The sequence below is a fragment of the Acrocarpospora pleiomorpha genome, from assembly GCF_009687885.1.
GTDB lineage: Bacteria > Actinomycetota > Actinomycetes > Streptosporangiales > Streptosporangiaceae > Acrocarpospora > Acrocarpospora pleiomorpha.
Window position 1 is genome coordinate 207,698 of record NZ_BLAF01000007.1, and the last position, 26,888, is coordinate 234,585.

The 26,888-nt window shown below is 67.9% G+C and carries 26 protein-coding genes; 14 read left to right on the top strand and 12 right to left on the bottom strand.

Annotated features, from left to right (window positions below; translation table 11 throughout):
- Positions 1 to 2: 2 nt before the first annotated feature.
- The 5 genes from Aple_RS06810 to Aple_RS06830 all read right to left on the bottom strand — a co-directional run bounded on the left by Aple_RS06810 (position 3) and on the right by Aple_RS06830 (position 4,305).
- Positions 3 to 821 (bottom strand): amidohydrolase family protein, encoded by an 819-nt coding sequence (locus tag Aple_RS06810; protein WP_155343607.1) that lies wholly within the window; start codon positions 819 to 821, stop codon positions 3 to 5.
- A complete protein-coding gene (locus Aple_RS06815; protein WP_155343608.1) occupies positions 818 to 2,089 on the bottom strand; it encodes an MSMEG_0569 family flavin-dependent oxidoreductase in 1,272 nt (423 codons plus the stop codon). The genes Aple_RS06810 and Aple_RS06815 overlap by 4 nt, the downstream gene beginning before the upstream one ends.
- On the bottom strand, positions 2,086 to 2,361 hold the full coding sequence (locus Aple_RS06820; RefSeq protein WP_155343609.1) for an MSMEG_0570 family nitrogen starvation response protein: 276 nt from the start codon (positions 2,359 to 2,361) through the stop codon (positions 2,086 to 2,088). Before Aple_RS06820 ends, Aple_RS06815 begins: the two co-directional genes overlap by 4 nt.
- A gap of 552 nt (positions 2,362 to 2,913) precedes the next feature.
- A complete protein-coding gene (locus tag Aple_RS06825; RefSeq protein ID WP_155343610.1) occupies positions 2,914 to 3,504 on the bottom strand; it encodes an SAM-dependent methyltransferase in 591 nt (196 codons plus the stop codon).
- A 222-nt stretch (positions 3,505 to 3,726) separates the two neighbouring features.
- A complete protein-coding gene (locus Aple_RS06830; RefSeq protein ID WP_155343611.1) occupies positions 3,727 to 4,305 on the bottom strand; it encodes a helix-turn-helix domain-containing protein in 579 nt (192 codons plus the stop codon).
- Positions 4,306 to 4,472: 167 nt separating this feature from the next.
- Between Aple_RS06830 and Aple_RS06835 the strand changes: the two genes are divergently transcribed.
- The 4 genes from Aple_RS06835 (at position 4,473) to Aple_RS06850 (ending at position 7,556) form a co-directional block, all read left to right on the top strand.
- Entirely contained in the window at positions 4,473 to 5,150 is a 678-nt protein-coding gene (locus Aple_RS06835) for a class I SAM-dependent methyltransferase (RefSeq protein WP_155343612.1), read from the top strand.
- A gap of 29 nt (positions 5,151 to 5,179) precedes the next feature.
- Positions 5,180 to 5,689: a DinB family protein gene (locus tag Aple_RS06840; RefSeq protein WP_155343613.1), complete on the top strand. Its 510-nt coding sequence runs from the start codon at positions 5,180 to 5,182 to the stop codon at positions 5,687 to 5,689.
- Between the two features lie 242 nt (positions 5,690 to 5,931).
- Complete coding sequence (locus Aple_RS06845; RefSeq protein WP_170321318.1) at positions 5,932 to 6,483, top strand: RNA polymerase sigma factor; 552 nt, start codon at positions 5,932 to 5,934, stop codon at positions 6,481 to 6,483.
- Entirely contained in the window at positions 6,480 to 7,556 is a 1,077-nt protein-coding gene (locus Aple_RS06850) for a CU044_5270 family protein (RefSeq protein ID WP_155343615.1), read from the top strand. The genes Aple_RS06845 and Aple_RS06850 overlap by 4 nt, the downstream gene beginning before the upstream one ends.
- Positions 7,557 to 7,716: 160 nt before the next feature.
- Here Aple_RS06850 and Aple_RS06855 read toward each other — a convergent pair whose 3' ends face one another.
- The 5 genes from Aple_RS06855 to Aple_RS06875 are packed head-to-tail and all read right to left on the bottom strand — an operon-like array spanning position 7,717 to position 15,707.
- Positions 7,717 to 9,048 carry a UDP-glucose dehydrogenase family protein gene (locus Aple_RS06855; protein WP_155343616.1) on the bottom strand — a complete coding sequence of 444 codons (1,332 nt, stop codon included), beginning with the start codon at positions 9,046 to 9,048 and terminating at the stop codon, positions 7,717 to 7,719.
- 38 nt (positions 9,049 to 9,086) lie between these two features.
- Positions 9,087 to 10,262 carry a NosD domain-containing protein gene (locus tag Aple_RS06860; protein ID WP_155343617.1) on the bottom strand — a complete coding sequence of 392 codons (1,176 nt, stop codon included), beginning with the start codon at positions 10,260 to 10,262 and terminating at the stop codon, positions 9,087 to 9,089.
- Between the two features lie 3 nt (positions 10,263 to 10,265).
- A complete protein-coding gene (locus Aple_RS06865) occupies positions 10,266 to 12,203 on the bottom strand; it encodes a right-handed parallel beta-helix repeat-containing protein (protein ID WP_155343618.1) in 1,938 nt (645 codons plus the stop codon).
- The gene (locus tag Aple_RS06870) at positions 12,200 to 14,443 is read right to left on the bottom strand and encodes a right-handed parallel beta-helix repeat-containing protein (RefSeq protein WP_155343619.1); all 2,244 of its coding nucleotides are present in this window, start codon (positions 14,441 to 14,443) and stop codon (positions 12,200 to 12,202) included. Before Aple_RS06870 ends, Aple_RS06865 begins: the two co-directional genes overlap by 4 nt.
- 1 nt (position 14,444) lies before the next feature.
- Complete coding sequence (locus tag Aple_RS06875) at positions 14,445 to 15,707, bottom strand: glycosyltransferase (RefSeq protein ID WP_155343620.1); 1,263 nt, start codon at positions 15,705 to 15,707, stop codon at positions 14,445 to 14,447.
- A 483-nt stretch (positions 15,708 to 16,190) separates the two neighbouring features.
- Between Aple_RS06875 and Aple_RS06880 the strand changes: the two genes are divergently transcribed.
- Genes Aple_RS06880 through Aple_RS06890 form a run of 3 tightly spaced genes read left to right on the top strand, consistent with a single transcriptional unit; the run spans position 16,191 to position 18,190 of the window.
- Positions 16,191 to 17,087 (top strand): ADP-ribosylglycohydrolase family protein, encoded by an 897-nt coding sequence (locus tag Aple_RS06880; RefSeq protein WP_155343621.1) that lies wholly within the window; start codon positions 16,191 to 16,193, stop codon positions 17,085 to 17,087.
- A gap of 42 nt (positions 17,088 to 17,129) precedes the next feature.
- On the top strand, positions 17,130 to 17,696 hold the full coding sequence (locus tag Aple_RS06885) for a DUF4291 domain-containing protein (protein ID WP_155343622.1): 567 nt from the start codon (positions 17,130 to 17,132) through the stop codon (positions 17,694 to 17,696).
- Positions 17,693 to 18,190 carry a hypothetical protein gene (locus tag Aple_RS06890; protein ID WP_155343623.1) on the top strand — a complete coding sequence of 166 codons (498 nt, stop codon included), beginning with the start codon at positions 17,693 to 17,695 and terminating at the stop codon, positions 18,188 to 18,190. Before Aple_RS06885 ends, Aple_RS06890 begins: the two co-directional genes overlap by 4 nt.
- Before the next feature lie 112 nt (positions 18,191 to 18,302).
- Here the strand turns inward: Aple_RS06890 and Aple_RS06895 are convergent, their stop codons facing one another.
- Both Aple_RS06895 and Aple_RS06900 read right to left on the bottom strand, forming a co-directional pair.
- A complete protein-coding gene (locus Aple_RS06895; RefSeq protein ID WP_155343624.1) occupies positions 18,303 to 19,082 on the bottom strand; it encodes a hypothetical protein in 780 nt (259 codons plus the stop codon).
- Positions 19,083 to 19,168: 86 nt separating this feature from the next.
- Positions 19,169 to 20,023 carry an enoyl-CoA hydratase/isomerase family protein gene (locus tag Aple_RS06900; protein WP_155343625.1) on the bottom strand — a complete coding sequence of 285 codons (855 nt, stop codon included), beginning with the start codon at positions 20,021 to 20,023 and terminating at the stop codon, positions 19,169 to 19,171.
- Between the two features lie 135 nt (positions 20,024 to 20,158).
- On the opposite strand from Aple_RS06900, the gene Aple_RS06905 reads away from it, so the two are divergent.
- The 7 genes from Aple_RS06905 to Aple_RS06935 all read left to right on the top strand — a co-directional run bounded on the left by Aple_RS06905 (position 20,159) and on the right by Aple_RS06935 (position 26,875).
- Positions 20,159 to 20,794, top strand: a complete 636-nt coding sequence (locus Aple_RS06905) for a TetR/AcrR family transcriptional regulator (RefSeq protein WP_155343626.1) — start codon at positions 20,159 to 20,161, stop codon at positions 20,792 to 20,794.
- A 322-nt stretch (positions 20,795 to 21,116) separates the two neighbouring features.
- Positions 21,117 to 22,412, top strand: a complete 1,296-nt coding sequence (locus Aple_RS06910) for a metal-dependent hydrolase family protein (protein WP_246264189.1) — start codon at positions 21,117 to 21,119, stop codon at positions 22,410 to 22,412.
- A gap of 78 nt (positions 22,413 to 22,490) precedes the next feature.
- Positions 22,491 to 23,951 (top strand): MFS transporter, encoded by a 1,461-nt coding sequence (locus tag Aple_RS06915; RefSeq protein ID WP_155343627.1) that lies wholly within the window; start codon positions 22,491 to 22,493, stop codon positions 23,949 to 23,951.
- 10 nt (positions 23,952 to 23,961) lie between these two features.
- Positions 23,962 to 24,336 (top strand): RidA family protein, encoded by a 375-nt coding sequence (locus tag Aple_RS06920; protein ID WP_155343628.1) that lies wholly within the window; start codon positions 23,962 to 23,964, stop codon positions 24,334 to 24,336.
- Between the two features lie 39 nt (positions 24,337 to 24,375).
- A complete protein-coding gene (locus tag Aple_RS06925) occupies positions 24,376 to 24,909 on the top strand; it encodes a thiamine pyrophosphate-binding protein (protein WP_155343629.1) in 534 nt (177 codons plus the stop codon).
- Complete coding sequence (locus Aple_RS06930; RefSeq protein ID WP_155343630.1) at positions 24,909 to 25,499, top strand: thiamine pyrophosphate-dependent enzyme; 591 nt, start codon at positions 24,909 to 24,911, stop codon at positions 25,497 to 25,499. Before Aple_RS06925 ends, Aple_RS06930 begins: the two co-directional genes overlap by 1 nt.
- The gene (locus Aple_RS06935) at positions 25,496 to 26,875 is read left to right on the top strand and encodes an aldehyde dehydrogenase family protein (RefSeq protein WP_155343631.1); all 1,380 of its coding nucleotides are present in this window, start codon (positions 25,496 to 25,498) and stop codon (positions 26,873 to 26,875) included. The genes Aple_RS06930 and Aple_RS06935 overlap by 4 nt, the downstream gene beginning before the upstream one ends.
- The last annotated feature ends 13 nt before the right edge of the window (positions 26,876 to 26,888 follow it).

Sequence of the window (26,888 nt, forward strand, 5' to 3'; positions counted from 1 at the left end):
CTTTATCCGTAGAGCTTCTCGAAGGTGTCGCGGAAGACCAGCCGGGACAGCTCGCCGTCGCCGACGGCGGCGCGGAGCCGGGCGTGCTCCCCGGGGTGGTCGCCCCAGGGCTCGTCGCTGGCGAACAGCAGCCGGTCGTGGCCGACGCCACGGCGGCCGATCTCCCGGACCAGCCAGCGGGGGGTGAATCCGATGGCCCAGGAGAGGTCGGTGTAGACGCGTTTGCCGGCTTCGATCCAGTCGAAGAACCGGTGCCCGGCGAGTTTGATGTGGCCGCTCGCGCCGCCGCCGAAGTGCACGAGGTGGATGGCGACGTGGTCGCCGTACCAGTCGACGAGGCGGCCGATCTCGTCGATGTCGGAGGCGGCGCCGGGTGAGGTGTGGATGTGTACGACCAGGTCGTGGTGGGCGGCGGTGGCGAAGATCCGGTCCAGGAGGGGGCGGCAGGTCTCGTCGGCGGGGTGGCCGCCGAGGAGGAAGCTGAGTTTGAGTGCGCGTACTCCTGGTTCTCCGGCTAGGGCGAGGGCCGCTTCCGTACGGGGCTGGTCGGCGGGGCGGGGGGAGACCCAGAGCCCGCAGCGAACGCGGTCGTCGCGGGTGGCGGCTTCCAGGCAGAGCTCGTTGAAGGAGAACGCGATCTCGGGGTCCGGTACGCCGTAGTTGGGGATGATCAGGGCGCGTTCGGTGCCTTCCGCGTTCATGTCGGCGAGTAGTTCGGCGATGGTGGCGCGGGCGCCGATGTCGGGGTTGACCGGCGGGCCGCCGTAGAAGGAGTAGCTGGGGAGCACTCCGAGGTGGCGGTGCGCGTCGGCGGTCATCATGTCCCCAGCAGTTCGGGGTGGACGAAATAGGCCGGAGTGGCCTTGGCCGGGGGCGCGGCGGAGGCGATGTGCCTGGCCAGGTGTTCCGCGTCCCGGCCGACGCCGACGAAGCGGCCGGAACCCCAGGTGTGCTGCCAGGGCAGGCCCAGGAAGTAGAGGCCGGGGCAGCGGGTGACGCCGCGCTCGTGCGCCGGGTAGCCGGTGCCGTCGAAGACGGGGACGCGGATCCAGCCGTAGTCGCGCCGGAAACCGGTGGCCCAGACGATCGCGCCCAGGCTGGTGGCGTCGAGTTCGCCGGGCTCGTCGGGTGGCTCCCAGACCGGGATATATCGGGATTCGGTGGGGGCGTCGATGCCGTGGAGGTCGATGTACGTGTCGATCGAGTCCTTGATGCCCTCGGATACCGCGTCGGCGTGGTCCAGGTTGCGGCGCAGATCGTCCGCGAAGCGCAGGATCGTGCCCGTGACTTCCTCGAGTCGTCCGTACAAGCGCATGCCGTCGCGGGCGAAAGCGCGCAGGTCGATGTCGCGCCCGCCGTCCCGGCCGGTCACGTAGTGGTTGGCCCGCGCCCGGACCGCGTCCGGGTCGTCGAACTCGCTGATCGGCCGGTCGTAGTGACCCATCAGGTCCAGCCAGGCCACCACGTCCCTGCCCCGATACCGCCGGGCGACCCGCGGCGCACCGCCCACCGCCAGGTGCACCTCGCGTCCCGCAAGATGCAGGTCCTCGGCGATCTGGCAGCCCGACTGCCCGCTGCCCACCACCAGCACCGCGCCCGGCGGCAGCGCGCCCGGATTGCGATACTCCCCCGAGTGCACCTGCGGCACCGCGATCCGCTCGGCCAGCCGCGGCACCCTCGGCGTCTGGTACGGCCCGGTGGCCACCACCACCTGATCAGCCGTCATCGTGCCCCGGTCGGTGACGATCTCGAACCGCTCCCCCGAGGTGAGCCGCCGGGCGGTGACCCCCTCCAGGACGGGCGGCGCGAACGACGCGGCGTACGCCTCCAGGTAGTTCACGATCTCCTCGCGGAGCATGAAACCGTCCTGGTCCTCCCCCTGGTACGGGAAACCCGGCAGGCGGCACTGCCAGTTGGGGGTCACCAGGCAGAAGGAGTCCCACCGCCGCGAACGCCACTCCTCGCCGACCCGGCCACGTTCCAGCACCACGTGGCCCACCCCACGCCGGGTCAGGCAGTGACTCATCGACAGCCCCGCCTGCCCGGCGCCGATGATCGCCACCGGGTGGTGCGCGCCGTCCAGATTCATCTCTCGAATCCCTCGACGAGCACGTCTCCGGGCTGGCCGGCGGCTTTCTCTACTATCTCGGTGAGTTGCTGGGCGGCTGCCGTACAGGCGAATCCGTATTTCGCCGCGACACGGTCACTCGCGATTCGCAGCGCGTTTTCACAGCGTGCCACGAAATCGGCCGTAGGATAGGCTTGGCCTGGAGAAAGATACTCCTCGACCACCAGGGAGGGCGAGTAGCAGCGTTGCACGGAACCATCCGGCCAGCGCACCCGGAAATATATTTCAGGCACTCGTACCTCCGCCGAAGAATCGGTCGCGTGCCTAAGATTCCAGAGCCGTACGATTACCGAACGGTTTCATCCGGAATAAAACGGGGTTACCTGAACTACACCTTGTTTCATTTGGCTCCGAGAAATCGGTCAGGCTGTCGACTCCTGGATGTGCGCGATCTGTCGCAGGACCCGGAACATGCTCGGCCAACATGCCCCCGGCACAGGCCAGTGCGCCACGATGTCAGTGCTGCCGAACGCCTCATACCGCCCGGCATAGGCGTGAAACACCGGACGGGTCACCCCCACGTGGGGGTGAGTCGTCGTCCAGCGCGGGGTTGGGCCACTTCCAGTTCCGTTCCCCACGCCCGTGGGGGTGAGTCGCCCAGCAGCGCCCCCTTGATGGAGCCGCCGCCCCGTTCCCCACGCCCGTGGGGGTGAGTCGTTGGTGAAGTCGCCGGTCCAGCGTGTCCATGTCGGCTGGCGCCGCATCCCGTCACGGGTGATCGGTAAACTCGTCCGGCCTCTGTTCGCGGAGCCGTCGCGATGGCTGTTTCACTCGCCATCGCGCGCTTACCGCTGCGGCGTCTTCTGCCAGACCGAAATGTGGCTTGTGCTGTCGCTGGTGAAGGGCTCGCGATTCCAATTGGCCCACCGCTGCAAGGTCATTCCGGCGAGTCGTACCATGAGATCCAGCTCGGATGGCCATACGTAGCGGTGCGGCGACGATCGAGTCTCGAGCTGGGCGTCCACCACCCAGTAGTGACGGGAGTACGCGATCTGTGACGCGACGTCGTGCTCCTCGAAACCGAGGTGCGCCGGGGTCACGGTGAACGGGTGGATGGTCTGGCCGGGCGGGAGACGCCGGAGTTCTGGGATGTAGACCTCAATGACGAAGCAGCCGCCAGGTTCGAGATGCGCCGCCACGTTGCGGAAGCACTCCACCTGTTCGTCCTGCGTGGTCAGGTTCGTGATCGTGTTGCGCACCAGGTAAGCGAGCTGGAAGGTACCGCCCGGCCCGGTGGTCGCGAAGTGGGCGGCGCCTGACCCTGCCAGATCGGCGAGGAAACTGACAGCCGGGTCGACGACCGCCGGGTCGAACAGTTCCGGCCACTTGGCCTCATACGTTTCCGCTATCCGTTCATCGAAGTTGTTCTCCGGCACGTACCCACTGTGACCACAGACCCTCAAGAGCCGCCACCCATTAACACGCCATACTCACCTGGCCCGCCGTGCCGCCATATACCAAGCCTCGGCGCTCGATGATGACGTCCCCGGGCAGCCGTGGGGGCGTGGGCGCCTGACTCTGGACGGGTGCGTTGTCGTTCGGGTGGAGGGGAGATGCCGTCACCGTGCGTCAAACACGGCCGGCGGAGAGCTGAGATGTCAGTGCCTGGGTGGTGCCAGATGGGCGCGCTCTCCCTGCGGGCCGAACAGGGTGAGCAGTTCCGCGGGCTGGCTGTCGGCGCTGCCGATCCAGTGCGGTATGCGGGTGTCGGACTCCGCAGCCTCGCCGACGCTGAGCTGGAACTCCTGCTCGCCGAGCACGAACCTGATGTGTCCGTTGAGGACGTAGAACCACTCGTATCCCTCGTGGGTCCGCAGGTTCATCGTGGGTGCTTGGCCGGCGGGTGGATAGATCACCTTGTAGGCCTGGATACCGCTGGCCCGCCTGGTCAGTGACACTATCACCAGCCCGGATCGCCGCACTGGTCGCAGGTGGATGCGCGGGTCGCCGGTGGGCGGCGCCGCGACGAGATCATCGAGCGGGACGCCGTGCGCCCGGGCCAGCGGCAGTAGCTGCTCCAGCGTGGGGCGGAGCTTGCCGTTCTCGAGACGGGACAGCGTGCTCGCGGTGAGGCCGGTTTCGTTTGCCAGCGCCGCCAGCGTGGCGCTCCGCGCCCGGCGCAGAGCACGCAGACGCGGGCCAACTCCGGCCAAAACATCTCCTGTGGGGTTGTCCATCCTCCGATGATGCGGATCCGCAACTTTTCTTGCAACGGGGAAACGGCGGTGGCGATGCTGTCGGTACATCACCGGCGTTGAAGGTGGTCAGACTCCAAACGGTTCGAACCTCATGACGGAGTTCCACGATCACGCTCGGCAAGCCGGCCGACGAAGGGGCAACTCAGATGGATTCCACCCGACGCGAGCGACCCACCGCCGACGCCGTGGGCGACCAGGGCGCGGCGGACGAGGACGCCGAGCTGTTCTGGGAGCGGCTTTACCGCACCCGGCGTACCTGGGACGCACGCGTCAACCCGCTGCTCGCCGAGACCGCCGCACCGCTGCGCCCCGGCGCCGCCCTGGATCTGGGCTGCGGCGCCGGCGGCGACGCCATCTGGCTCGCCCAGCGGGGCTGGCACGTCACCGCCGTGGACATCTCCACCACCGCGGTCGAACGGGTGCGGGAACGCGCCCGCGATCTCGGCGTCGCGGACCGGGTCGCCACCGAACGGCACGATCTGGCCAGAAGCTTCCCGGCCGGCCAGTTCGATCTCGTCTCCGCCCAGTACTTCCACACCCCGTTCCCGTTGCTCCGCAGCCGAGTCCTGCGCACCGCCGCACGGGCCCTGCGCCCCGACGGTCTGCTGCTGATTGTCGACCACGGCTCCACCGCGCCCTGGTCGTGGAACCAGGACCCCGACATCCACTACCCCACACCCACCGAGATCGCCGCCGAACTTGATCTCGACCCCGCGCACTGGTCCGTCCTGCGCGCCGACATGCCCCGCCGCCAGGCCACCGGACCCGCTGGTGAGACCGCCACCGTCATCGACAACATCCTGCTCGTCCAGCGAACCGCCTGAACCACACGACGTTGGAACGGAGTGACTTGATGCCAGGAAACCGCGCGCCGCGATCCAGGACGCGGGCGAAGGACACCACGCCGCCGCGGACCGGCGCCGACGAGAAGGCCACCCTGCGGGGCTTCCTCGACTATCTGCGGAACGCGGTCGCGGACAAGGTCGCGGGCGTGCCGGAACCGCAGGTCCGAACGGGCGGGGTGCCCTCGGGCACCAACCTGCTCGGGCTGCTCAAGCATCTGGCGTTCGTCGAACGGTTCTACTTCCTCGGTGAAGATGCCGGCGACTGGCGCACGACCATGCGGCCGTCAGCGGAGGACACCGTCGACGACGTGCTCGCCGACTACCGGAAGACCGTCGAGCGAGCGAACCAGGTCATCGACGCCTGCCCGGATCTGGCCCTTCCCGCGCCACGAGCCCCGCGCCCAGGGCCGGCGCCATCGATGCGATGGGTCCTGGTGCACATGATTGAAGAGACCGGCCGCCACGCCGGCCACGCCGACATCCTCCGCGAGCAGATCGACGGATCCACCGGCCGCTGACAAGCCGGCTACCGGCGCGCTGGGCCGCCTCGTGATCGGTGCGGCCAGGGATGGGTGATGACAGTCCCCTACCGGGGCACCTACCCCGCCTCACCCAGGGACTGGCCTACCGAGTAGGCGGAACGGGACCGGTTCGATGGTTCGCGCATTCCCCCGCGGGGTTCCCTGTTATCCAAAGTCAGGTTCCGGACATAGACAGGTGTCGGCCTGAGAGGGAGAGCGAGGGCGGGATGCCGGAGCACGTGGCAAGGTTCACGAGGCTTTTCGACGCCTGCTACGAGCGTGTGCTGCGGTATGCGGCGCGCCGTGTGGACGGCGACTCTGCAGCTGATGTCGCAGCGGAGACCTTCGTGGTGGCTTGGCGGAAGATCGGAGATCTCCCCGCACGCGATGACGAAGCGCTGCCGTGGCTCTACGGCATTGCTCGCCGGGTTGTGGCCAATGAGCAGCGCCGGGGGCGGCGTAGCCAGCGGCTGATGTCGCGCTTGATGAGCATTTCCTGGGCGGGGAGGGACGCGGCCAGAGATCACGCTGAGGACGCGGTCGCCACTTCAGGGTTGGAGCAGGCGTTACGACGGCTATCGCCCCAAGATCAGGAAGTCCTGCGGCTCATCGGCTGGGAAGACTTGTCGATCTCGCACGCCGCCCTGGTCCTGGAGTGCTCGCCCGCGACCATGGCGGTCCGCGCGCAACGGGCGCGACAACGGTTTCTGGCCGTTCTCGGTGATCTCAAGGTGGAGACGTCCGTGGGCGCGGCGGACGTGCCGTCAGCCGTGAAGGAGGGGAAGTCATGATGACGGAGTTCGACGATGTGAAACGCCTCATGGCGCAGTTCGATCCGGCGCCGGGGGCGAGGTTCGCTGGTGCGGCCCGGCGCCCGCAGGCGCGGGACCTCTTACTTCGGATCCTGGAATCTCCCCGCGATGTTCCCGCGGCCTCCAACCTGCCTCGGCGGCGGGTGCTCGGCTTGGCGGGGGCTGCGGCGCTGGTGTCGGTTGCGGGGGTCACCACGTACTTGTCCGCCGATCGAACGGGTGTCTCCCGGATCCCCACCGTTGCGATGCTCCGCTACAACCTGGTGAATGGGAGGGGCGACATGCAGGGTGCGCCACCGGCCGCGCGTGCGGTCTTGCTGAAGCTCGCCGAGATCGCCGACCGGCAACTTGCCTCGCCCGTACCGGCTGACGCCGCGTTCAAGTACGTGAAGTTCAACGCGTGGTATCTCAATGTGGCGGTGGCTCAAGGACATACCAGCACCGCGGTGATTCCCACCGTCGTGGAGCAGTGGACGCCGGTTGCCCCCTCTGGTACGGCGCGGCGTCGTGAGCACCGGGGCGAGCCGATCATCATCGGGTACGGAAGCCCGGAGACGGCGGCCGCGGTCAGCGACAGCACCCCCCTATCCGACGAGGTCATCTCCCAAGTCAGTCCAGCCGCGGAGAACCTGCCCCCGGACGCCGAGGACCTTCGCCAGGCCCTGCTGAGAACCGGACCTGTTCCCTCAGACATCCCCGACGGATACCGGCTTGTTCAAGCCGTCATCGACCTGCACAGTGAGCAGGTCATTTCGCCGCGGTTGTCGGCTGCGTTGTGGCGGATGCTGTCCGGCCAGCCGCACCTGGTCTATCTGGGGGCGACCACCGACAGAGCGGGCCGCGCGGGCGAGGCGATCGCCTTCGAGGCGACGGTCGGGCTTCCCAAAAGATGGGTACTCATCATCGATCCGACGTCAGGGCGCCTCAACTCCAGCGAGGAGATCCTGACGAAAGATCCCGGGAAACTCGATGTGACGGTTCCCGCGGTCATCGGATACAAGCTTTTCCTGCGGCAAGGCTGGACAGCGGACAACTCCGCGACAGTTCAGTGAGCCCTTGAATAACAACGGGGTGATCGATGCCGTATGGCCCCCCGTCGGCAGCGCCCAACCGGGCAGCGATGCGGGCATAGGGCATACCAGGCCGCCCGGGGGCGGGACTGCCGGGAGATAGGGCACGGAGTGCCTACCTCCCGGCTGAGCCATAAATGGATCAGGGGGAGCCGAGGGCGCGGTACTCCCAGCCCTCTGCGCGCCAAGCTTCCGCGTCGAGGGCGTGGCGGCCGTCCACGATCCGGCGGTTCCGGACCACCTGGGCCAGCGCAGACGGCTGGATCTCGCGGAATTCGGCCCACTCGGTGAGCAGGACGACCACGTCCGCGTCCTGGGCCACGTCCAGCGCGCTGGTGCCGTACCTCAGTTCGGGATACGCGCGGCGGGCGTTGTCGAGGGCGGCGGGGTCGTAGACGCGGACATTCGCGCCCAGGCCGTGCATCGTACGCGCCACATCCAGGGCAGGGGCGTCGCGGATGTCATCGGAGTTGGGCTTGAAGGCCGCGCCCAGGCAGGCGATCCGCTTGCCGTCCAGCTGGCCGCCGAGGAGTTCCCTGACCAGGTCGATGGTCCGCGAGCGGCGGCGGCGGTTGATGGCGTCGACCTCGCGGAGGAAGGACACCGCCTGGCCGACGCCGATCTCCTCGGCGCGGTGGGCGAAGGCGCGGATGTCCTTGGGCAGGCAGCCGCCGCCGAAGCCGAGGCCGGGCTGGAGGAAGCGGCCGCCGATGCGGTCGTCGTAGGCGAGGGCCTTGGCCAGGTCGCGTACGTCGGCGCCGGTGGCCTCGCAGATCTCGGCCATCGCGTTGATGTAGGAGATCTTGGTGGCCAGGAAGGAGTTGGCGGCCACCTTGACGAGTTCGGCGGTGGGCAGGTCGGTGACGACGGTGGGGGTGCCCAGGTCGAGGATGGGCCGGAAGGCCTCGTGGAGGCGGTCGCGGGCCCAGTCGGAGGCGACGCCGAAGACGAGACGGTCGGGGCGCAGGGTGTCGTCGACGGCGAAGCCCTCGCGCAGGAACTCGGGGTTCCAGGCCAGTTCGACCTCGTCTCCGGCGGGGGCCAGCTCGCGGAGCATGTCGCTGAGCCGGGCGGAGGTGCCGACGGGGACGGTGGACTTGCCGACGACCAGGCAGCGGCGGGTCAGGTGGGCGGCCAGCCCGCGTACGGCGGCGTCGACATAGGTGAGGTCGCAGGCGTCGGAGCCGGGCTGCTGGGGGGTGCCGACGCAGATGAAGTGCACGTCGCCGTGGGCGGCTGCCTCCTCGTAGGAGGTGGTGAAGCGGAGCCGGCCGGATTCCATGGTCTTGGCCAGCAGTTCGGGCAGTCCGGGCTCGAAGAACGGCACCTCGCCGGACTGCAATTTCTTGATCTTGTTGGCGTCAACGTCGAGGCCGACCACCTCGTAGCCCAGTGACGCCATGCAGATGGCGTGCGTCGCCCCGAGGTAGCCGGTTCCGATGACCGTCAGCCGTGGGAGTGCGGCGTCGCTCATGTCTGTACTTTCCTTTCGCGTGTGGTTGAGCTCGGTGCTCAGGAACAGCTGCCCTTTTTGACGAGCGCGCCGCCGGTGACCTTGTTGTCGCATTCGATCGTGTTTCCGCCGACAGTGTCGTTGACGCCGTATCCGCCGGAGTTGCCCAGATCGATGATGTTGGCGCGGAACGTGTTGCCGGTGCCCCAACCGTCCACGATCTTGTGGGTCTGGAAGCCGTCCGCGTTGGTGTTGCTGCCGGTGTTGGCCTCGATGACGTAGCCGTTGCCCTTGACGTCGACCCAGGAGTCGTTGTGCTTGGAGCCGCCGAGGACGGAGCCGTCGAAGATGTTGCCGACGATGCGGCCGTCGGAGGTGCCTTCCTTGATGTCGATCGCCTCGGCGGTGGCCCTGATGACGTTGCCGCGCACGAGGTTGCGGTCGCTGCGGTCCATCTGGCCGCCGGAGAAGGTCGCCCAGTTGCTCTCGGCGGTGCCCAGGTAGACGCCCTCGCCGAACTTCTCCCGGCGCAGGCCGGTGGCGTAGATCATGTTGTACTGGACGATGTTGTCGCTGCTGAAGTTGCGCAGGTGGATGGCTTCGTCGCCGATGTGGTGCACGGTCAGGCCCTGGATGATCGTGTGGCTGGTCTTGTCGGCCATCACGCCCTTCTGGCTGTTGCGGACCGTGAAGCCGATGAGCCGCCAGTGGCTGACCTCGTTGAGGTGGAAGGCGTAGCCCTTCTTGACGCCGCCGCCGTCGATGATCGCCTCGGGCGAGCCGCAGACGAAGATGGGGTCGTCTTCGGTGCCGGAGATCGTGGCCACGAAGCGGCCCGCGTACACGCCGGGCTCCAGCTTGATCACGGCGCCGGGTTCGGCTGCCTCGAGCGCCTCGGCGAGGCCGGCGGCGTCGGTGACGGTGACCGTGGCCTCCGGGCAGTCGATCGTTCCGTCACCGGTGGGGACGGCGATGGCGGGGGGCTGTTGCAGGGCGGTGAACGGTTCCACGTCGTCCTCCTCTTCTTCCACCTGCGATTCTGGCGATTCCTGTGTTTCCTGGGACGTTTGGGAGGAGTCGGTCGTTCCACCGGCTTGCGGATGAATGTCCTCGACTCGCATGCTCGGCTCGCTGGAGCCGCCGAAAATCCCGCGGATCAGCACCACGATGATCACCGTGATGACGGCCCCGGCCAGCATTCCCACCAGGGTCTTTCTGTCGATGTCCAAGCGCATCGCTCAGCTCCTTCCCGCCGGAGTGGGGGCGGCGGCGGTCTTCAGGGCCCGCGCCGGCCGCTCCTCCAGCAGTGTCTGCTTCTCGTACGGATGGACGATTCTGCGGCCGACCCGCGGGCCGTCACCGCGCATGGCGCGGAGCGCTGAGATCACGATCAGCGCGATCACGCTGAACCAGATGAGGTTCATCGGTTTGGCGATCCGCTTCACCATGGTCCAGAACCCGGCCGTGTCCTGCCAGCCGTCGACATTGTTGGACGTGGGGGTCTCGATGCCCTTCGCCCGGCTGATGTCGATGGCGCTGCGGCCCGCGCCGCCCAGGGTGTTGCCAGTGATCTTGGTGCCGTCAGCTTTGCCCAGCAGGGAGATCGCGTGCAGGTTCGCGGATTGCACCGTGTTTCCTGAGATGGTGGCCTCGGCGTCCCTGAGGAAAATCGCGGTCTGGGTGTCCCTGACGATGTTGCCGCTGACCCGGGCCCCGCGCACCCCGTCGCGGAGCGCGATCCCCTGGATGCGCTGGCCGGTGAGCCGGTTGCCGGAGACCTGCACCCCGGTGGCGTCCTTGCTCACCACGATGCCCATCTCCCCGCCGATCACCTCGCTGGTCTGTACGGCCAGCTTGACCCCGCCCTGGATCTCCACACCGTAGTGCCCGTTCTCCCGGGCCACGCTGCTGGTCACCGAGCTGCCGCCGAAGCTGCGCAGCGACTCCCCCGACGCCGACGGCCCCCGGGCCAGCGGCAGGCCGCTGATGGTGAAGCCGTTGCCGGCGTTGTGCTCGGCCGTGGATCCGGTGATCGTGACGTTCTGGGTGCCCCGGGACAGCACGAACCCGTCGCCTCTGCTGTTGCTCACGGTGGTGTTCTCGATGGTGGCGTTGCGGGCGAACCGGTGCAGCAGCACCCCGTCGACCAGGCTGCCGCTCACCCTGACGTTGGTGATCCTGGTCTCGTTGGAGGCCGTGATGAAGATCCCGTACGCGTTGCCGGTGATCGTGGTGTCGGTGATGTCGCCGGTGACCAGGTTGGCCTCCGGCAGCTCGAAGGTGGCCTTCCCGCCGCCCGCGCCGTTGGTGACCACGACCTCGGCGTCGCCGCCGCCGCTCGGCACGAGCTGGCCGTTGGGCATGAGCACCATCGGCTGCCGCTCCCCCGAGGCGGTGGGTTTGGGCGTGGGCGAGATCGTGGGGGTGGCGGTGCCCGGGGCGGCGGCGGGGGGAAGGAGCCGCTTGGCGGTCTGGCTGGGCCGGTCGCTGCCGGTCATGGCCACCCCGCCGGTCGGGCCGCTCCAGAAGCCGAGGTTCTCGACCATCGTGTGGCTCATCTTGAGCTCGCCGCCGACCGCGCGCAGGTAGGCCCGCCCGTCGGCGACCTTGGTGTCCACCGTCCTGGTGTGGGAGTCCCAGCTCTGGAGCCGGACCGGGTTCTGCGCCGACCCGTTGATGCGCACGCTGGCGCCGAAGCTCACGATCGACACGAAGGTGCCGGGCTCGCTGCGCATCCGGATCACCAGCGGCCCGGTCGCGTTCTGGAGCACCAGTTTGGCGCCGGGGCCGAGAAACACGTTGATGCCCAGCACGTACGAATTGTCGTCCTGTTTCTGGAACTCCTCGCCGCCCAGCTTCTCCAGGTCCGCCACCCGGTACGGCTCACGCCGCTGCGGCAGCACCAGCGTCCGGCCGTTGGCCGAACTGGAGATGTGCGGCACCCGGGCGGCCGCGGCGGCCGGACCGCCCCGCGCCATCGCTGAGGACAGCGTGGCCCGCGTCTGCATGATCCGCAAATCCTCCTGGTCGACCAGGGTCGACTGCTGCTGCGCGTCCGCCGCGGACACCTCGTTGACGCCCGGCGTCGGCGGCGGGCGGTCGATCCAGGACAGGTACGCCCAGGTGCCGACCGCGGACAGGGTCAGCGCCACGAGGATGAGAAAAAGGCGCTTCATCCTCTGCCCCCGATCGTCGGGGTCGAACCCGCGTGCGCGGGCGGTCGATGCCTGCTCGGCCGGCCGGGCACGGGCGCGGTGGTCTCGGACACGTCCCGCCCGCGCGACGCGTGGCGCAGCAGCATGAGCGGCCGCTCCTCCATCGGCTTCTGCAGCTCGTACGGATCGCGGATCTGGCCGCGCCGCCGCCTCTCCATGATGCCGCGGGACCGGATCGCCGAGACGATGACCAGCAGGAGGACGCACGCCCAGATCACGTTCATGGGTTTGACGTAGCGCTTGGCCTTGACCCAGAACGTCGAGGTGTCCTTCCAGCCGTCCTCGTCGTTGTTGTGCTTGTTCAGCTTGCCGGAGGAGCGGGCGATGCTGATCGCGCTGGTGCCGGAGCCGATGATGGTGTTGCGGGTGATCTCGGACCCGTTCGCCTGGCCGACCAGGGTGACCCCGTGCGCCTTCGGATCCGTGATCGTCGTGATCTTGTTTCCGACGATGGTGCCGTCGGAGTCGCGCAGGTAGATGCCGGTGGTCGTGCCCTTGATGGTGTTGCCCGCCACGTGCGCGTCGGTCGCGCCGTCGCGCAGGGCGATCGCCTGGCGGCGCTGGTTGGTCAGCTTGTTGCCGGAGATCTGCACGCCGCTGGCGCCCTCGCGGACCACGATGCCCATGTCGCCGCCGATGATCTCGCTGGTCTGCACGGCCAGCCGGCTGCCGCCGAGCACCTCGACGCCGTAGCGGCCGTTGTCGCGGGCGATGCTGTTGTTGATGGAGCTGTCGCCGTACACGGCCAGGGACTCGCCGCTCGCGGACGGGCCCTGCGCGAGGGCGCGGCCGTTGACGGTGAAGCCGTTGCGGCCGTTGCCCTGGGCCAGGCAGTCGGTGACCCTGACCTTCTCGGTGGCCCGCGACAGCACGAAGCCGTCGCCGCCGCTGCCGATCACATCGGTGTTCTCGATGGTGGCGTTCTTGGCGAACCGGTGCATGAACACGCCGTGCACCAGGCTGTTGACGATCTTGTTGTCGATGATCTGCGTCTGGTTGGAGCCGGACACGAACAGCCCGTACGCGTCGCCGGTGATCACGCTGTTCTTGATCGCCCCGGACACCAGCTCGTCGGCGAGCACGTGGGAGGCGGTGCCGGGGCCGACCGGGATGGTCTCCACGTCGCCGAAGTTGCCGCCGCCCTTGTCGGGGTTGTTGTTGGCGGCCAGGCGTTTGGCCTTGTCCTGGTGGCGCTGCGTCTTGGTCCTGTGCCGGTAGGCGCTGGCCGGCCGCTCGGTGCCGGTGAGCGCGATGCCCCCGGTGCGGCCGCTCCAGAACCCGAGGTCCGAGACCTGCGCGTATGTCATCTCGAACTCGCCGCCGACCGCCCGGATGTAGGCGCGCCCGTCGACTGTGGAACGGTCCGGTTGTTGCGTACGGACATCCCAGCTCGTGATCCGCACCGGATTTTTGGCGGTGCCCTTGATCTCGATGCTGCCGCCGAACGCGATGATCGAGCTGAACGAGCCGGGCAGGCTGCCCATCCGCAGCGTCAGCGGACCGCGCAGTTGCAGGCGGGCGCCGTCGGCCACGAAGACGTGGATGCCGAGCAGGACGGAGCCGTCCTTCATCCGGCGGACGTACTTGCCCTTTTCGACGGCCGCCAGGTCCTTGAGCGTGTACGGGGCCGTGGTGTTGCGCGCGGGCAGCACCAGCGTCCGGCCGTGCGACGAGACGAAGACCTGGGGTTGCTTGCGACTGGCGGCCTCGATGCCACCGGTCTGCAGCAGGGCGGTGAGCGCGGCCCGGGTCTGGACCAGTCGCTGGTCCTCCATGTCCACCAGGGCGGCCTGCGACTCCGCGTCCTCCGGGGAGACCATGAGGCTCGGGTCGACGAGATCCGCAGACCCGGCGGACTCGGGGGACGAGGTCGGCTCGGGGGACAAAATGGGCACTGCGGGTGAGATGGACTTGGCCGACCGGCTCGGCTTGACCGACGGGGTGGACGTGCCCGACCGGCTCGGCTTGACCGACGGGGTGGACGTGGCCGACGGGCTCGGCTTGACCGACGGGGTGGACGTGGCCGACGGGCTCGGCTTGACCGACGGGCTCGGCTCGGCCGACGGGGTGGATCCGGCGAACGGGGTGGGTCCGGCGGGCTCGACGGGGGTGCCGGGCGAGGCGGCGGCTGGCGCCGCGCTCAGGCCCAACACCAGCCCCATGATCGAGATCGCGACGTGCCAAGCGGCGGTACGCCTCATCTCAGACCATTCCCTTGAGTGTGGCGGCGCTCTGGCCGGCTCCGCCCACCTGGTCGGACGTGCGGGTCAGCCAGCCCTGCTTGTTCATCGTCAGGAACGCCCACAGCTTGATCGGCAGGGCGATCATGATGACCACCAGGCAGAGCAGCGGCAGCAGCAGGATCTCCGCGGGGTGGCGGCGCAGGTGTGACCAGCCGCGTACGCCCCGGCCCAGCAGCAGCCAGCCGACGGCGAGCCCGATGCCCCAGGGGGTGAGTTCCAGCCTGCTGAAGAACAGGTAGGCGAGCGTGACGCCCATGGTCACCGGGGTGAGCAGGATCTGCAGCACGGTGACCTTGGTGACCAGCGGGGTCTTCCACAGCCACCCCTTCCACAGCGCGGTCAGGTAGCAGCGGTAGGAGTTGCGGCTCCACCGGACGCGCTGCTTGACGAAGGCGCGGAAGGAGGAGGGGAACATCGAGATGGCCCGGGCCGAGGACTGGTGCACGGTCTTGTATCCGGAGGCGAGGACCAGCCAGGTCAGGCGGCCGTCGTCGCCGGCGATGCACCGGCGGCCGAGGAAGAACTCGTTCTCCAGGTTGTGGACCACCGGGAGGATGGCCGAGCGCCGGTAGGCGGCGGTCCGGCCGGACAGGCAGGCCACCCCGCCCCGGCTGCCCATCGCGGGCACGTAGTCGTAGTAGCGCAGGTTGACCAGCCAGTCGGCGATACGCCGCCAGACGCTGCTGGTGCGCTGGTAGACGTTCTGCTGGGTGCCGACGCCGCCGACCGAGGGGTCCTCGAACGGCATCTGGACGGCGGCCAGCAGGCCCTGCTGCCACCAGGTGTCGGAGTCGGCGAAGACCACGACCTCGCCGCGGGCCGCCCGGATGCCCACGCCCAGCGCGGAGCGTTTGCCGGAGTGCTCGTAGATGAGGACCTTCAGCCGGGGGTCCACCACTTCGTGCAGTTTCGTGTGGCATTCGGTGTCGCCGACGTCCACCACGATGATCACTTCGTACGGGTCCTGGGCCAGCCAGCTGGCCAGGCAGCGGACCAGGATCTCGGCGTCCTCCCGGTAGGACGGGACGACGACGGACACCGTGGTCCGGTAGCTGTTCACGACCGGTTTGGCCAGCCGGGACAGCACCACCCGGTAGAGCCACAACCCCCAGACGAGGAGACCTGCCAGTCCTAGGGGGATCAGGTCGCGCCAGGTGCCGTTGGCACTGGAGCGAACGAACCATTCATAGGCAGCATCAAACCAGTTTGCATCAGACGCCACGTGATCCTCCTGGGCGATTTGCCCCCATATGCCCAGTTTGACCTGGACAAAGTAGCCCTTCACAGACGTAGAGAACCTATGGGTCGGCGCACCACAAAGTGGCGGGAACGGTGCAATTGTTATAAGCCTGAATAAATTTGCACCGGGGGCGGGTGAGATCGATGAGGCGACTGATACGGATCATCGTGATTTGTGTGACCTGGGTTACGTTTGGTAGTTAATAAGAAACCTCCTTTATAACAAGAGATCCTTACTCAGAGAATGGGATCATGGTCAAAGGCGTCCGGCATCCTGCCGCGGCCCATGTTCTGCGGCAGCCCGATTATGAGAACCATATTGGGATCACCGGCCCGAAATGGTAACTATTCCGACTCAATGATTTAGCAGGAAATTTCGCGACATAGGTGTCGGCTGACTCGCGCGAATGCTATGGCCTCGACACGAACGACCCGATTGGGAAGATCGGTGCCACAATGGAGGGCGATGCTGACCGAATCCCGATCACGCGCGACCGCCTCCCTGCACGGCCTGGCCCTCGGCGACGCTCTCGGCTCCCAGTTCTACGTCCCCGCCAACCGCCAAGCCCTCACCGACCGCTCCCTGCCACCGGGACCCTGGCAGTGGACCGACGACACCGAGATGGCCTGCTCCATCCACCGCGTCCTCACCGACCACGGCACCATCGACCAGGACGAACTCGCCGCGAGCTTCGCCGCGCGCCACGATTTCGACCGCGGGTACGGCCCCGCCACCAACCGCATGCTGCGCCTGGTCCGCGAAGGCGGCGACTGGCGAACCCTGGCCACCGGCCTGTTCGACGGCAGCGGCTCGTGGGGCAACGGCGCCGCCATGCGGGTGGCGCCGCTCGGCGCGTGGTTCGCCGGCGACCCGGCGCGAGCCGTACGGGAGGCGAAGGCGTCGGCCCAGGTCACCCACACCCATCCGGAAGCCGTCGCGGGCGCCGTCGCCATCGCCGTGGCCGCCGCCACCGCCGCGGCCCACGCCGACCTCACCCCCGGCCGCTTCCTCGACCAGGTCCTCCACCACACCCCGCCCAGCCAGGTCCGCGACGGAATCTCCGAAGCCCGCCGCCTGCTCCCCCTCACCGACCCCATCCTGGCCGCCCACACCCTCGGCAACGGACGCGCCGTCTCCGCCCAGGACACCGTCCCCTTCACTTTGTGGTCCGCCGCCCGCCACCTCGACAACTACGAACAGGCCTTCTGGACCACCGCCACCGCCGGCGGCGACATCGACACCACCTGCGCCATCGTCGGCGGCATCATCGCCACCCGATCCCCCCTCCCACGGGATTGGCCGTCCTCCCGCGAACCCCTGCCCGCCTGGGCCGACGTCCGAGAACAGCCCGGCCGTCGTTAATCCCGTTGCCGGTCGCGAGTCCGGGTCGTCACGCTGGGGCGCATGAACATGCCCTATCGGCAGATCCGGGCCGTCTACACCGAGGAGGCGGTCACGGTCTACCAGGCCTACGACCCGGCCATCGCCACTCCGGCGGTCGCCGCCCAGCGGTTCGTCGCGCCGTTCAAACGGGATCGGATGACCTGGATCAAACCCTCGTTTCTGTGGATGATGTATCGCTGCGGGTACGCCACCAAGCCCGGTCAGACTCGGGTTCTGGCCATCGAGTTGTCCCGCGACGGCTTCGAATGGGCGCTCGCGCATTCCTGCCTCAGCCACGACGCGCGGCACAAGAGTGCCTATCCCGTACGTGTCCAGTGGGATCCCGAACGTGACGCGCGCCTGCACGCCCTGCCGTACCGATCCATCCAGATCGGGCTGTCCGGCCAGGCCGTCGACCGCTACCTCGAGGGCACGCTGACGATCACCGACGTCACCCAGCGAGCCCACGACATCCGCCAGGCGCTCCGCGACGGCGCGGACATCATCCCGCTCCTTCCGGCCGAACGTCCCTATCCGCTCTCCGACGACCTGAAGACGGTCATCGGTGCCACCGTGTCCGAGGCATGATGCTGATCGTGCAGCGGATCGTGATCCGGTGGACCAAGCAGGGGCGCGGCGCGGACGAAGCGGCCAAACGGCGAGAAGTACCCACCGCCTTCTCGCTCCCACCGCCGCCGGATGCCCAGCTGACCTGCCACAACATCCTCGCCGACCAGTGGACCGGCTACGAGCCGGCCGGCGTTCTCGACGGCTTGGGTCTTCCCGCCCAGCTCAACGGCCTGCGTTTCGAACAGGCCGGACCGGACATGCGCGTAGTGCGCGCTCCCGTGTGGGCCGCCTACCCGACCAACCGCCACCACGGACAGGTCTTCCTGCTCCCCCCAGGCTCGCGAGCTCGCTACCAGGCCAACTTCCGTTTCAGCGGCTCCAGCACCGAGTGGTACTACGAACAGTGGACGATCAACATCGCCTTCGCCCCGTTCAGTCACGACCTGTTCCTCGACGAACGGTTCGACTTCACCAAGGACGAGCGCGTCTCCTTGTACGGCGGACCGCGGTAGACGATCTGTCCTTCACGGCCTGCTCCAGGACGAGGAGGCGGTGAGCGGGATCGCTGGCGATCAGAGCGGGGGCGACCGGGGGTGGGCGCGGGCGACCGCGAGCCGGGCGTCGTCATGGCTGGGACGGGACGCCGATCGCGTCAGTCCATGCGAGGATCGCCTCGTCGTAGCCCGTGAAGTTTCTGCGCTGGATGACTCCGGCAGGGTCGATGTGACGTGACTCGGAGAGGCCGAACTGGCCCAGCAGGTCCAGCACGAGTGGTCGCGCCGCGCTCGCGAGGTCGGGTGACAGGCATGTTGCGAGGTCGACGGCGTGTTGACGGGGCTCGACGCCGGCTATCCGCTGGGTGCCCGCGGGACCGTAGGCCTGGTTGTTGTGGTTCCATACCTCGATCGGCGCGGCGGTCGGCGAGGTGATGGTCAGTTCGACCACGGCGTCGCCGAGGACCGTGGCGTGATCGGCATAGGCCGCGGTGAGGCGCAGCATCGCGATGGTGATCCATGCGATGGCGCCCTCACCGATTGCCCAGACTGGCCTGCCGTCGGCGGGGCTGTCGCGGAGCGCCCCCACCTGGAGCGCGCCGAGCGCGGATCCGGCCGCGTTGAGCTCACAGTAGTAGCCCGTCGCCGACTGGCCCGGCGAGCGCCGTTGCGCGAAAGTGAGCCTGTCAGCACTGGTCTCCGGCTGATCGGATCCGATACTGATCGGTGCTGGCCACACCGCGACCTGCTGTCGCACCCATCGTTGTAGTTCGTCGCCGCTCGACACGCTGAACTCGAGCGATGCCGGGCAGACCGGGACCGCACTCGCGACCAGCCACGGCGACTTGGCGCTCAGCTGCGCGGTCGCGTTCGTGACGAGCCGCCCGAGACGCTCATGCCGATCGATCATCGTTCGTACTCCGCTTTCATCGGATGAGCATGGTTCGTCAGGTCGGCCCGGGTCCGGCAGTGCGCACTCGAGCCGACCCGTCGAGGTCAGAACAGCTTGCGCGCCTCGGAGTCGGCGAGCAGCTCCGGGTTGGGGACCCGCGACTTGCTGGCGACGTTGGCGAGCATCTGATGCGCCATGTGGAAGCCGAAGTCCTCGGTCACCGCCTTCTTCCAGTGGCGCGACAGGATGTTGTGGGCGGCCCAGCGCGTGTAGCGCGGCCGCTTCATGATGAACCGGGCGAGTTCCCAGGCTCGATCGAGGAGCTGCTCACGAGGGAGCACGTCGCTGACGATTCCCCATTCGAGGGCCTTGTCGGCGGGGATCGACTTGGCCGCGTAGATGTAGTAAGCGGCGCGCTTGGGGCCCATGAGTGCTTCGAGCGCCATGCCCTGGCCATCTCCGGGAGGGGAACCCAGCCAGAAGTGCGGGTCCATGAAGTCGGCATCGGGTGCGGCGAACGTGACGTCGCTCATCATCGCGAACTCGGTGTGCACGCCCGGGCCGTTCACAGCCGCGATCGTCGGGATGTCGATGTTGTTGACGAAGCTCTCGATCAGCTTCCAGCCGTCGGTCATCCGCTGGTAGATGTGGTCGGGATCCAGGTCGGAGGCGGGTTTGGGATTGAGCCCCTTCGGGTTGCCGGTCATCCACTTGTCGCCGGTGCCCGTGATGATCAGCACGTGGTTCCCGGGATCGTTGCCGATCTCCTGCCACACCCGCGTCCACACGTTGTGCGCGGCGTGGGTGTGGGCATACGGTCCGTCGTTCGTGTGCAGGCGGACTTCGATGATGCCGTCCTCGCGCTTCATCCGGAAGAAGTCCGAGTACCTGGCCGCGTACTCGTCGAACGTGGGCGGGGGAAGGTATCCCTCCCAGTGATCAGCCGGATTGAATCCCATGCGACTACCTCCGTGTAGTGGGCTGCCGCCACTTGATCCGTCGCGGCTCAGACGGTGCCAGGGCGAACGCGCCGACCCTCAGCTGAAAGCACACTAGTCAGTGTGGTTTTAAGAATGTAGCGATACGCTCGGAGCATGTCGAGGGCTATCGCGGCGGTTCAGACTCCCGGGCGCCGGCTGCGGTCCGAGGGCAAGAAGGCCGCGATCTTGGATGCGGCGGAGGCGCTGTTCATCGCCGAGGGCTACGAGCGGGCGAGCGTCGACGCCATCGCGGCCCGGGCGCAGGTCTCCAAACGCACCGTCTACGACCACTTCGGCGAGAAGGGGACGATCTTCCTGCGGGTGCTCGAGCGCGTGAACGACGCGCTGGTGGGCGCCGTTCGCGCCGCGATCGACCAGGAGCTGACGCCGGGCCGTGACCTGAGCGAGGCGTTGACGGCGTTCGGGCAACGAGTGGTCACGCAGACCTTTCCGTCCTCCGACTATGCGACCTTCCGGCGGCTGACCTCGCAGCGGTCGTCGATACCTCAGCTGGCCGAGGCCGCGCGCGACCGCCCCGAGCGGATGCTCGAGGAACGCTTCGCCGTCCTGGCCGCGAACGGCGAGATCCGCGCCGCGGACCCCCGCGTCGCCGCGCGGCACTTCACCGCTCTGACGATCAGCCTCGCGCTGGACGCCATCGAGGACAGGCAAGACGCCGGGGCGGAGGAACCGGAGATCCTGGCGATCATCACCGACGGAGTCGACGCGTTCCTGCGCGCCTATCGCTGACCTCTCACGGCAGTCTGCGGTTCTTCCGCGTTCCTCAAGTCCCGAACGTCCAGGAGCCGAAGTGCACCGCGGCGACCGACCGGAAAGCCGGCTCACGGTCGCCGGGTTGACCCCGAGTACGTCCGTGAGGTCGCGCCAGCTCGCCCGCGGAGCCGATCGCACGGCATCCACGATGGCGGTGTCGAGGGTCGCGGTGGACATAGACGCTTTCATGCAGACCTGAGCCATCGATGGAGATTTCATGCAGATTCCGAGCCAAAGTGCGGGATCACCCTAACCTGCGACGACAAGGAGAAGAACGGACGAGAGACAGGCGGATTTGGTGGGGTTCAACTACGGGTCCGCTCTGCGGGTGCACAATGTCCGGCTCATCGACGGTGTCAGCGCGACGGTCGTGGATGACGCGGTCCTTGAAGCCGACGCTGATGGAGAGATCACCTATGCGGGTCCCGCGGCGCGGGCGCCCGAGGCGCGCTCGGACGTCAGGACGATCGACGGCCAGGGCGGGACACTCCTTCCCGGATTGTTCGACTGCCACACCCACCTCGGTGTCGCCTCTGATCGATCGCTCGTGGAAACCGCTCTTCTGACCGACCCCGTCCTGGGTGTTCTCCAGACGACCGTACGTCTGAGTCGAACACTCGAGTCCGGGATCACGTCAGCTCGCGACCTGGGCGGGCTTCCTGCCGGATTCCGCGACGCCGTCGCGTCGGGACTCATCGCGGGTCCCCGGCTGCAGACCTCGGTCGGCGTGATCAGCCATACCGGCGGGCACGCTGACGGCACTCTTCCGAGCGGGAGAAACCTCGATCTCGACTACTGCGAGCTCGCCGACGACGTGACGGGTGTGCGGACGGCCGCGCGGCGGATGCTGCGTGCCGGCGCCGACCTCATCAAGATCTGCACGAGCGGCGGGATCAGCAGCGCGCACGACGATCCCGACGATCAGGACCTGCTCGACGAGGAGATCGCGGCGGTCGTCGACGAAGCGCGTCGCCACCGCGGCCGCCCGGTCGCCGCGCACGCGCAGGGGCGGGCCGGCATCCTCGCCGCGATCCGCGGCGGCGTCCGCTCGGTCGAACACGGCTACGGCATCGATGACGAAGGATGCGATCTCATCGGCGAGCGCGGCGCCTTCCTCGTGCCGACCCTGTCGACCGTCTTCCAGGCGCTGGATCCCAAGAAGACCACCCCATGGCGCTATCAGAAGAAACTTCGGTGGAACGAGCGAACCAAAACGAACATCGCCGAAGCCATCGCGAGGAAGGTGAACATCGCGGTGGGGACGGACGCCGGTATCACTCCGCACGGGGAGAACCCCTTCGAGCTGTGGTGCCTGGTCGAGCTGGGCATGTCGCCGATGGACGCCCTCCGCGCGGCGACCTCCAATAGCGCACGTCTTCTCGGATTAGAGGACAAGCTCGGGACGCTGCGACCTGGGTACGCGGCGGATCTCGTCCTCTGCACGGGGGATCCGCTGCGAGACATCACCGTGCTGTCGGCCCCCGAGAACATCGCGATGGTCGTCCAGCAGGGCGTCATCCGCAAACTCACGCTTCCCGACTCCGGCTCGTCAGCAGCCGGACGGAACAGCTTCCACGCCGGGTCGCGCCTCTGATCCCTGTGCTCACGTCCTCCGTACCCATCCCTGGCAAAGGGGGTGTTACGGGGCAGAAAGGAGCTGCTCATGCAAGACATGAGCTCTAGTACCACCGCGGACAAGCCGGCAACTGATCTGCACACCGGTTGGAGCGGGCGAGTCGTCGGCTATGTCGCCATCCTCATCCTGGTGAACGTCATGGTCGACACCGTGCTCGCGGCGCCGACCTTCGTCCTTCCGCAGCTGAGCGCCGCCTTCGACACCACTCAGTTCGCCTGGATCGATTCCAGCGCGATGCTGGCGGGAGCCATGTGGGCGCCGCTGCTGGGCAAGAGCGCCGACATCTACGGCAAGCGCAAGGTGCTCGTGATCACGCTGCTCGTCGCCGGTCTCGGCGGGGTCGTGTGTCTTCTCGCGCCCCACATCGGCATCTTCGTCCTCGGACGTGCCCTTCAGGGCGCCGCGGTCGCGGCCCTGTTCCTCACTGTCGCGATCATCCGCGACATCTGCGCGCCCAAGTTCGCCATGATCGTGACCGGTGTCGTCACCTCGGGCTCCGCTGTCTTCGGGATTCCCTCCCCCTTCATCCTGGAGGTCGCGACCGAGGTCTTCGGCTGGCAGTTCGTGTTCGTGGTCTCCGCGACGTTCGCGGCGGTGGCCGCGCTCTGCGTACGCCTCCTGATCCCGAACCCCCGGAACAGGACGCCGGGCAAGGTCGACGTCGCGGGGGCGCTTCTGCTCGGCGGCGGCCTCGCGGGCGTTCTCGTATATATCAGTCTCGGGCAGGAGTTCGGCTGGCTGGGGATCGTTCCGCTCGCCAGCCTCATCGGTGGCGCTGTCGCGTTGCTGGTCTGGTTCTTCGTCCTGAGCCGCATCCCGGAGCCCGTGATCGACATCCGCGGCATCTCCGTTGCGCTCGGACTCGGTCTGCTCGTGGTCGTGCTGGGCACGGGCGCCTATCGGAGCATGCTTCAGCTGTTCAGCCTGCTGATCGACGTCTCTCCCGATGACGGCCTCGGATACGGGATCGCCGGACCGGCGGCGCTCGGCCTGATGTTCGGCATCCCGTCGATCGGGATCATGCTCGGTGGCATCCTCGCGGGTGCGATCGCGACCCGGGTGGGGCCGGCCTGGCCGCTCGCCGCGGGTGTGGTGTGCGGGACGGCCGCTTCCTTCGGCATGTTCTTCGTCGGCGCCTCGAGCCTTCCGATCGCCGTGGTCTGCTCGTTCATGCTCAGCCTCACGGCAGGATCGCTGGTCACCTCCGGGTTCAACCTCGCGTCCATCCTCGCGCCGCCGGAGAGGCAGGGCACCGTCTCCAGCATGGTCATGGTCATGGTCGCGGTCGGTTCGGTGACGATGAGCTTCATCGGATCGGCGATCCTCGGGGCCACGAACATCGTCGTCGGCGGGGAGACGGTGAACTCTTCGCTCGGAGTGCACACCTACATCGCTGTCGCGGCCTGCGCGTTCATCCTCGCCGCCATCCCGACGGTCTTCCTGGTGCGCAAGATGCGCGGTCACGTCGTCTCGGGCGTCCCCATGAGTCACATCTAGAAGGAAGAGCATGACGAATCTCGCACCGGCGAGTCCCGCAGAGGCTCGGCATCCATATAGCCCTGTTCGCTCGACCGAAGCCGGCCTCGTCTACATTTCGGGTCAGCTCGGGATCGTGGACGGCAAGGTCGTGGACGGCGGCATCGTCCACGAGACGCGGCAAGCCCTGGCGAATGTGCGGAGCAAGCTGGCATCGGCGGGCCTGGAACTCCGTCACCTCGTGAAGATCACGGTCTACCTGGCGTCGATGGACGACCGCAACGCCATGGACGCGATCTACCAGGAAACCCTTCCCGAGCCGCTGCCGGCGCGCACGTGCATCGCCGTCGCGGAGCTGCCCTACAAGGCCCGGGTCGAGTTCGACGCCATCGCCGCGCGCGATTAGGGGCGCTCGCCCTTCCATCCTGAAAGGAATCACACGCACATGACATACGCAGAGGCTGTCGCCGGCGGCATCTGGGCAGCGGGTGCCGCGCGGGTCGGGTACATCCCGTCCGTGACCGTGGCGCCGATCATCAACTCGCTGGTCGCGTCCGATGGTGGGGTGAACGGCGTCTCCCCACGCGTCACACCGCTGTCGCGGGAGGAAGAGGCGGTCGGCGTGATGGGGGCGGTCGCGTTCACCGGCAAGCTCGGCGCCGTCGTCATGCAGGACAACGGCTTCGGCAATGCGCTCACGGCACTTACGACGTTCACGCTGTCCTACCATCTGCCGCTGCTCATCTTCGCGAACACGCGGGGAAGCCTCGGCGAGTACAACTCGATGATCCACTCCATCAGCCAGCCGGTGCCGGCCCTGCTGCGCGCGGTCGGGCTCCCCGTCATCGAACTGGACCGCAGGAGCGGCGCCGACGACTGGCGCGACACCCTCCAGGAGGCCGGTGTGCACGCCGTCATGACGTATCGGCCCGTGGTCGTCCTCGGGTCCTTCTGGAACACCGACGGAAAGGTCGCCTGATGAAGCGGATCGAAGCACTCGAAGTATTGGCGGACCTGACGAGCCGGCATCCCGTCGTCGTGACCTGCGCGGCGACCAGCCGCGAGCTGGCGTCGGTGAAGGACAGCGACAACCACCTCTACATGCTCGACGCGATGGGTCTGGTCGGATCGGTGGCGACCGGACTGGCGCTCAGCGTGGACCCCTCCGCGCCGAAGGTGATCGGCATCGAGGGGGACGGTTCACTCCTGATGAACCCGAATGTCCTCCCCACGGGTGGCTACCTCGCCCCCGGCAACCTGCTCCTGGTCCTGCTCGACAACGGGGTGTACGGCTCGACCGGGGCGCTTCCGACCTATTCCTCCAGGATCGACCTCGAAGCATTGGCGACCGCCGCGGGATGGACCACCCGTGCCGCCGACACCGTCGACGAGCTGGAAGCCGCCTTCCTGGACCTGCTCACGGTGAACGGGCCGACGTTCCTGTACGCCCGAATCGAGGAAGGCAACGCCCAAGGCATCGCGAAGCTGCTGATCGACCCGGTCTCCATCACGGGCCGGTTCACCCGATGGCTCCGGGAAGTCCATGCCGTCGCCGAGGTCGCTGCATGACACGCGCGACCGGCGGTATCGTCACGATCAACCCCACCTCGGGCGATGAGCTGGACTTCTACCCGTACACGACGCCCCAGGACATCGACCGGGTGCTCCAGATCGCCGGGGCTTCGCGCTGGGGACAGTCCCGCGTGGCCGACCGCGTTGCGGCGATCGACCAGCTCGGCGAGATCCTGGCGGAGCGCCGGGAGCCTCTCGCCACGCTCATCACGCTTGAGATGGGCAAGCCGATCAGGCAAGCGCGAGCCGAGATCGACAAGTGCGTCAGCGCGTGCCGCTACTACGCCCAGGAGCTTCCCGAGATCCTGCGGCCGGAGACCTTCGACATCGACGGCGACACCGCGATCGTCCGGGTCGTGCCGATCGGGGTCGTGTTCGCGATCCTCCCGTGGAACTACCCGTGGTGGCAGGTGATCCGGGCAATGCTTCCCGCGATCGCGGCAGGCAACACCGTCGTCCTCAAGCACGCGGAGTCCGTCACCGGAAGTGCCCTGGCCATCCAGGAGGTGTTCCAGGACGCGTTCGGCGAGGGCGTCCTGCAGACCGTCGTCGTCGACGCGGCGACGGCGTCCGCCATCATCGAGGACAGCCGGATCGAGGCCGTCACCTTCACCGGCAGCGATCGCGTGGGCGCCCTGGTCGCCGCGCGCGCGGGCGCCGCCCTCAAGAAGTGCGTGCTGGAACTCGGCGGCTCCGACCCGTTCATCGTCCTCGCCGACGCGGACATCAACGCCGCGGCCGCCGCCGCCGTCACATCCCGATTCATCAACAATGGGCAGAGCTGCATCGCGGCAAAACGGATTCTCGTCCACCGCGACGTACACGACGCGTTCGTGGACGCACTGGTTCCGCATGTCCGCACGTTGAAGGTAGGCGACCCGGCAGACGAGACGATCGACGTCGGGCCGCTCGCGCGTCATGACCTGCGCGACTCACTTCGCAAGCAGCGCGCCCAAGCTTTGGCGACCGGAGGCCGGGTGATCGCCCAGGCCGATGCGCCCGAGTCCGCCCGGGGGGCGTGGTTCTCACCCTCGATCGTCGAAGTGGACGAGCGAGATTCGGTCCTGCTGTCCGATGAGACGTTCGGTCCGCTCGGCGCGCTCACGACCGGCGCGGACGACGACGAGCTCATCGCCCTCGCGAACTCCTCGCGCTACGGGCTGAGCAGCAGTCTGTGGAGCACGGACAGCGATCACGCCGCATCGGTGAGCGCCAGGGTCCACGCCGGAGCCGTCTTCGTCAACACGATCTCCGCGACCGACCCGCGCCTCCCCACCGGCGGCATCAAGGCCAGCGGCTACGGACGCGAGCTCGGCAAGTGGGGAGTCTACGAACTGGCCAACCTCCAGACACTGCGAATCCGCACGACGTGAGGGCCAAACATCA

What these genes read in the sequence shown, in the direction of transcription:
- Aple_RS06850 (WP_155343615.1), top strand. Translation starts at nt 6,480, where the DNA reads ATGATGACGGAGTTCGACGATGTGAAACGCCTCATGGCGCAGTTCGAT.
- Aple_RS06840 (WP_155343613.1), top strand. Translation starts at nt 5,180, where the DNA reads ATGCCAGGAAACCGCGCGCCGCGATCCAGGACGCGGGCGAAGGACACC.
- Aple_RS06885 (WP_155343622.1), top strand. Translation starts at nt 17,130, where the DNA reads ATGAACATGCCCTATCGGCAGATCCGGGCCGTCTACACCGAGGAGGCG.
- Aple_RS06870 (WP_155343619.1), bottom strand. Translation starts at nt 14,443, where the DNA reads ATGAGGCGTACCGCCGCTTGGCACGTCGCGATCTCGATCATGGGGCTG.
- Aple_RS06905 (WP_155343626.1), top strand. Translation starts at nt 20,159, where the DNA reads ATGTCGAGGGCTATCGCGGCGGTTCAGACTCCCGGGCGCCGGCTGCGG.
- Aple_RS06925 (WP_155343629.1), top strand. Translation starts at nt 24,376, where the DNA reads ATGACATACGCAGAGGCTGTCGCCGGCGGCATCTGGGCAGCGGGTGCC.
- Aple_RS06810 (WP_155343607.1), bottom strand. Translation starts at nt 821, where the DNA reads ATGATGACCGCCGACGCGCACCGCCACCTCGGAGTGCTCCCCAGCTAC.
- Aple_RS06935 (WP_155343631.1), top strand. Translation starts at nt 25,496, where the DNA reads ATGACACGCGCGACCGGCGGTATCGTCACGATCAACCCCACCTCGGGC.
- Aple_RS06890 (WP_155343623.1), top strand. Translation starts at nt 17,693, where the DNA reads ATGATGCTGATCGTGCAGCGGATCGTGATCCGGTGGACCAAGCAGGGG.
- Aple_RS06915 (WP_155343627.1), top strand. Translation starts at nt 22,491, where the DNA reads ATGAGCTCTAGTACCACCGCGGACAAGCCGGCAACTGATCTGCACACC.
- Aple_RS06855 (WP_155343616.1), bottom strand. Translation starts at nt 9,048, where the DNA reads ATGAGCGACGCCGCACTCCCACGGCTGACGGTCATCGGAACCGGCTAC.
- Aple_RS06860 (WP_155343617.1), bottom strand. Translation starts at nt 10,262, where the DNA reads ATGCGCTTGGACATCGACAGAAAGACCCTGGTGGGAATGCTGGCCGGG.
- Aple_RS06865 (WP_155343618.1), bottom strand. Translation starts at nt 12,203, where the DNA reads ATGAAGCGCCTTTTTCTCATCCTCGTGGCGCTGACCCTGTCCGCGGTC.
- Aple_RS06815 (WP_155343608.1), bottom strand. Translation starts at nt 2,089, where the DNA reads ATGAATCTGGACGGCGCGCACCACCCGGTGGCGATCATCGGCGCCGGG.
- Aple_RS06835 (WP_155343612.1), top strand. Translation starts at nt 4,473, where the DNA reads ATGGATTCCACCCGACGCGAGCGACCCACCGCCGACGCCGTGGGCGAC.
- Aple_RS06830 (WP_155343611.1), bottom strand. Translation starts at nt 4,305, where the DNA reads ATGGACAACCCCACAGGAGATGTTTTGGCCGGAGTTGGCCCGCGTCTG.
- Aple_RS06895 (WP_155343624.1), bottom strand. Translation starts at nt 19,082, where the DNA reads ATGATCGATCGGCATGAGCGTCTCGGGCGGCTCGTCACGAACGCGACC.
- Aple_RS06930 (WP_155343630.1), top strand. Translation starts at nt 24,909, where the DNA reads ATGAAGCGGATCGAAGCACTCGAAGTATTGGCGGACCTGACGAGCCGG.
- Aple_RS06920 (WP_155343628.1), top strand. Translation starts at nt 23,962, where the DNA reads ATGACGAATCTCGCACCGGCGAGTCCCGCAGAGGCTCGGCATCCATAT.
- Aple_RS06880 (WP_155343621.1), top strand. Translation starts at nt 16,191, where the DNA reads ATGCTGACCGAATCCCGATCACGCGCGACCGCCTCCCTGCACGGCCTG.
- Aple_RS06900 (WP_155343625.1), bottom strand. Translation starts at nt 20,023, where the DNA reads ATGGGATTCAATCCGGCTGATCACTGGGAGGGATACCTTCCCCCGCCC.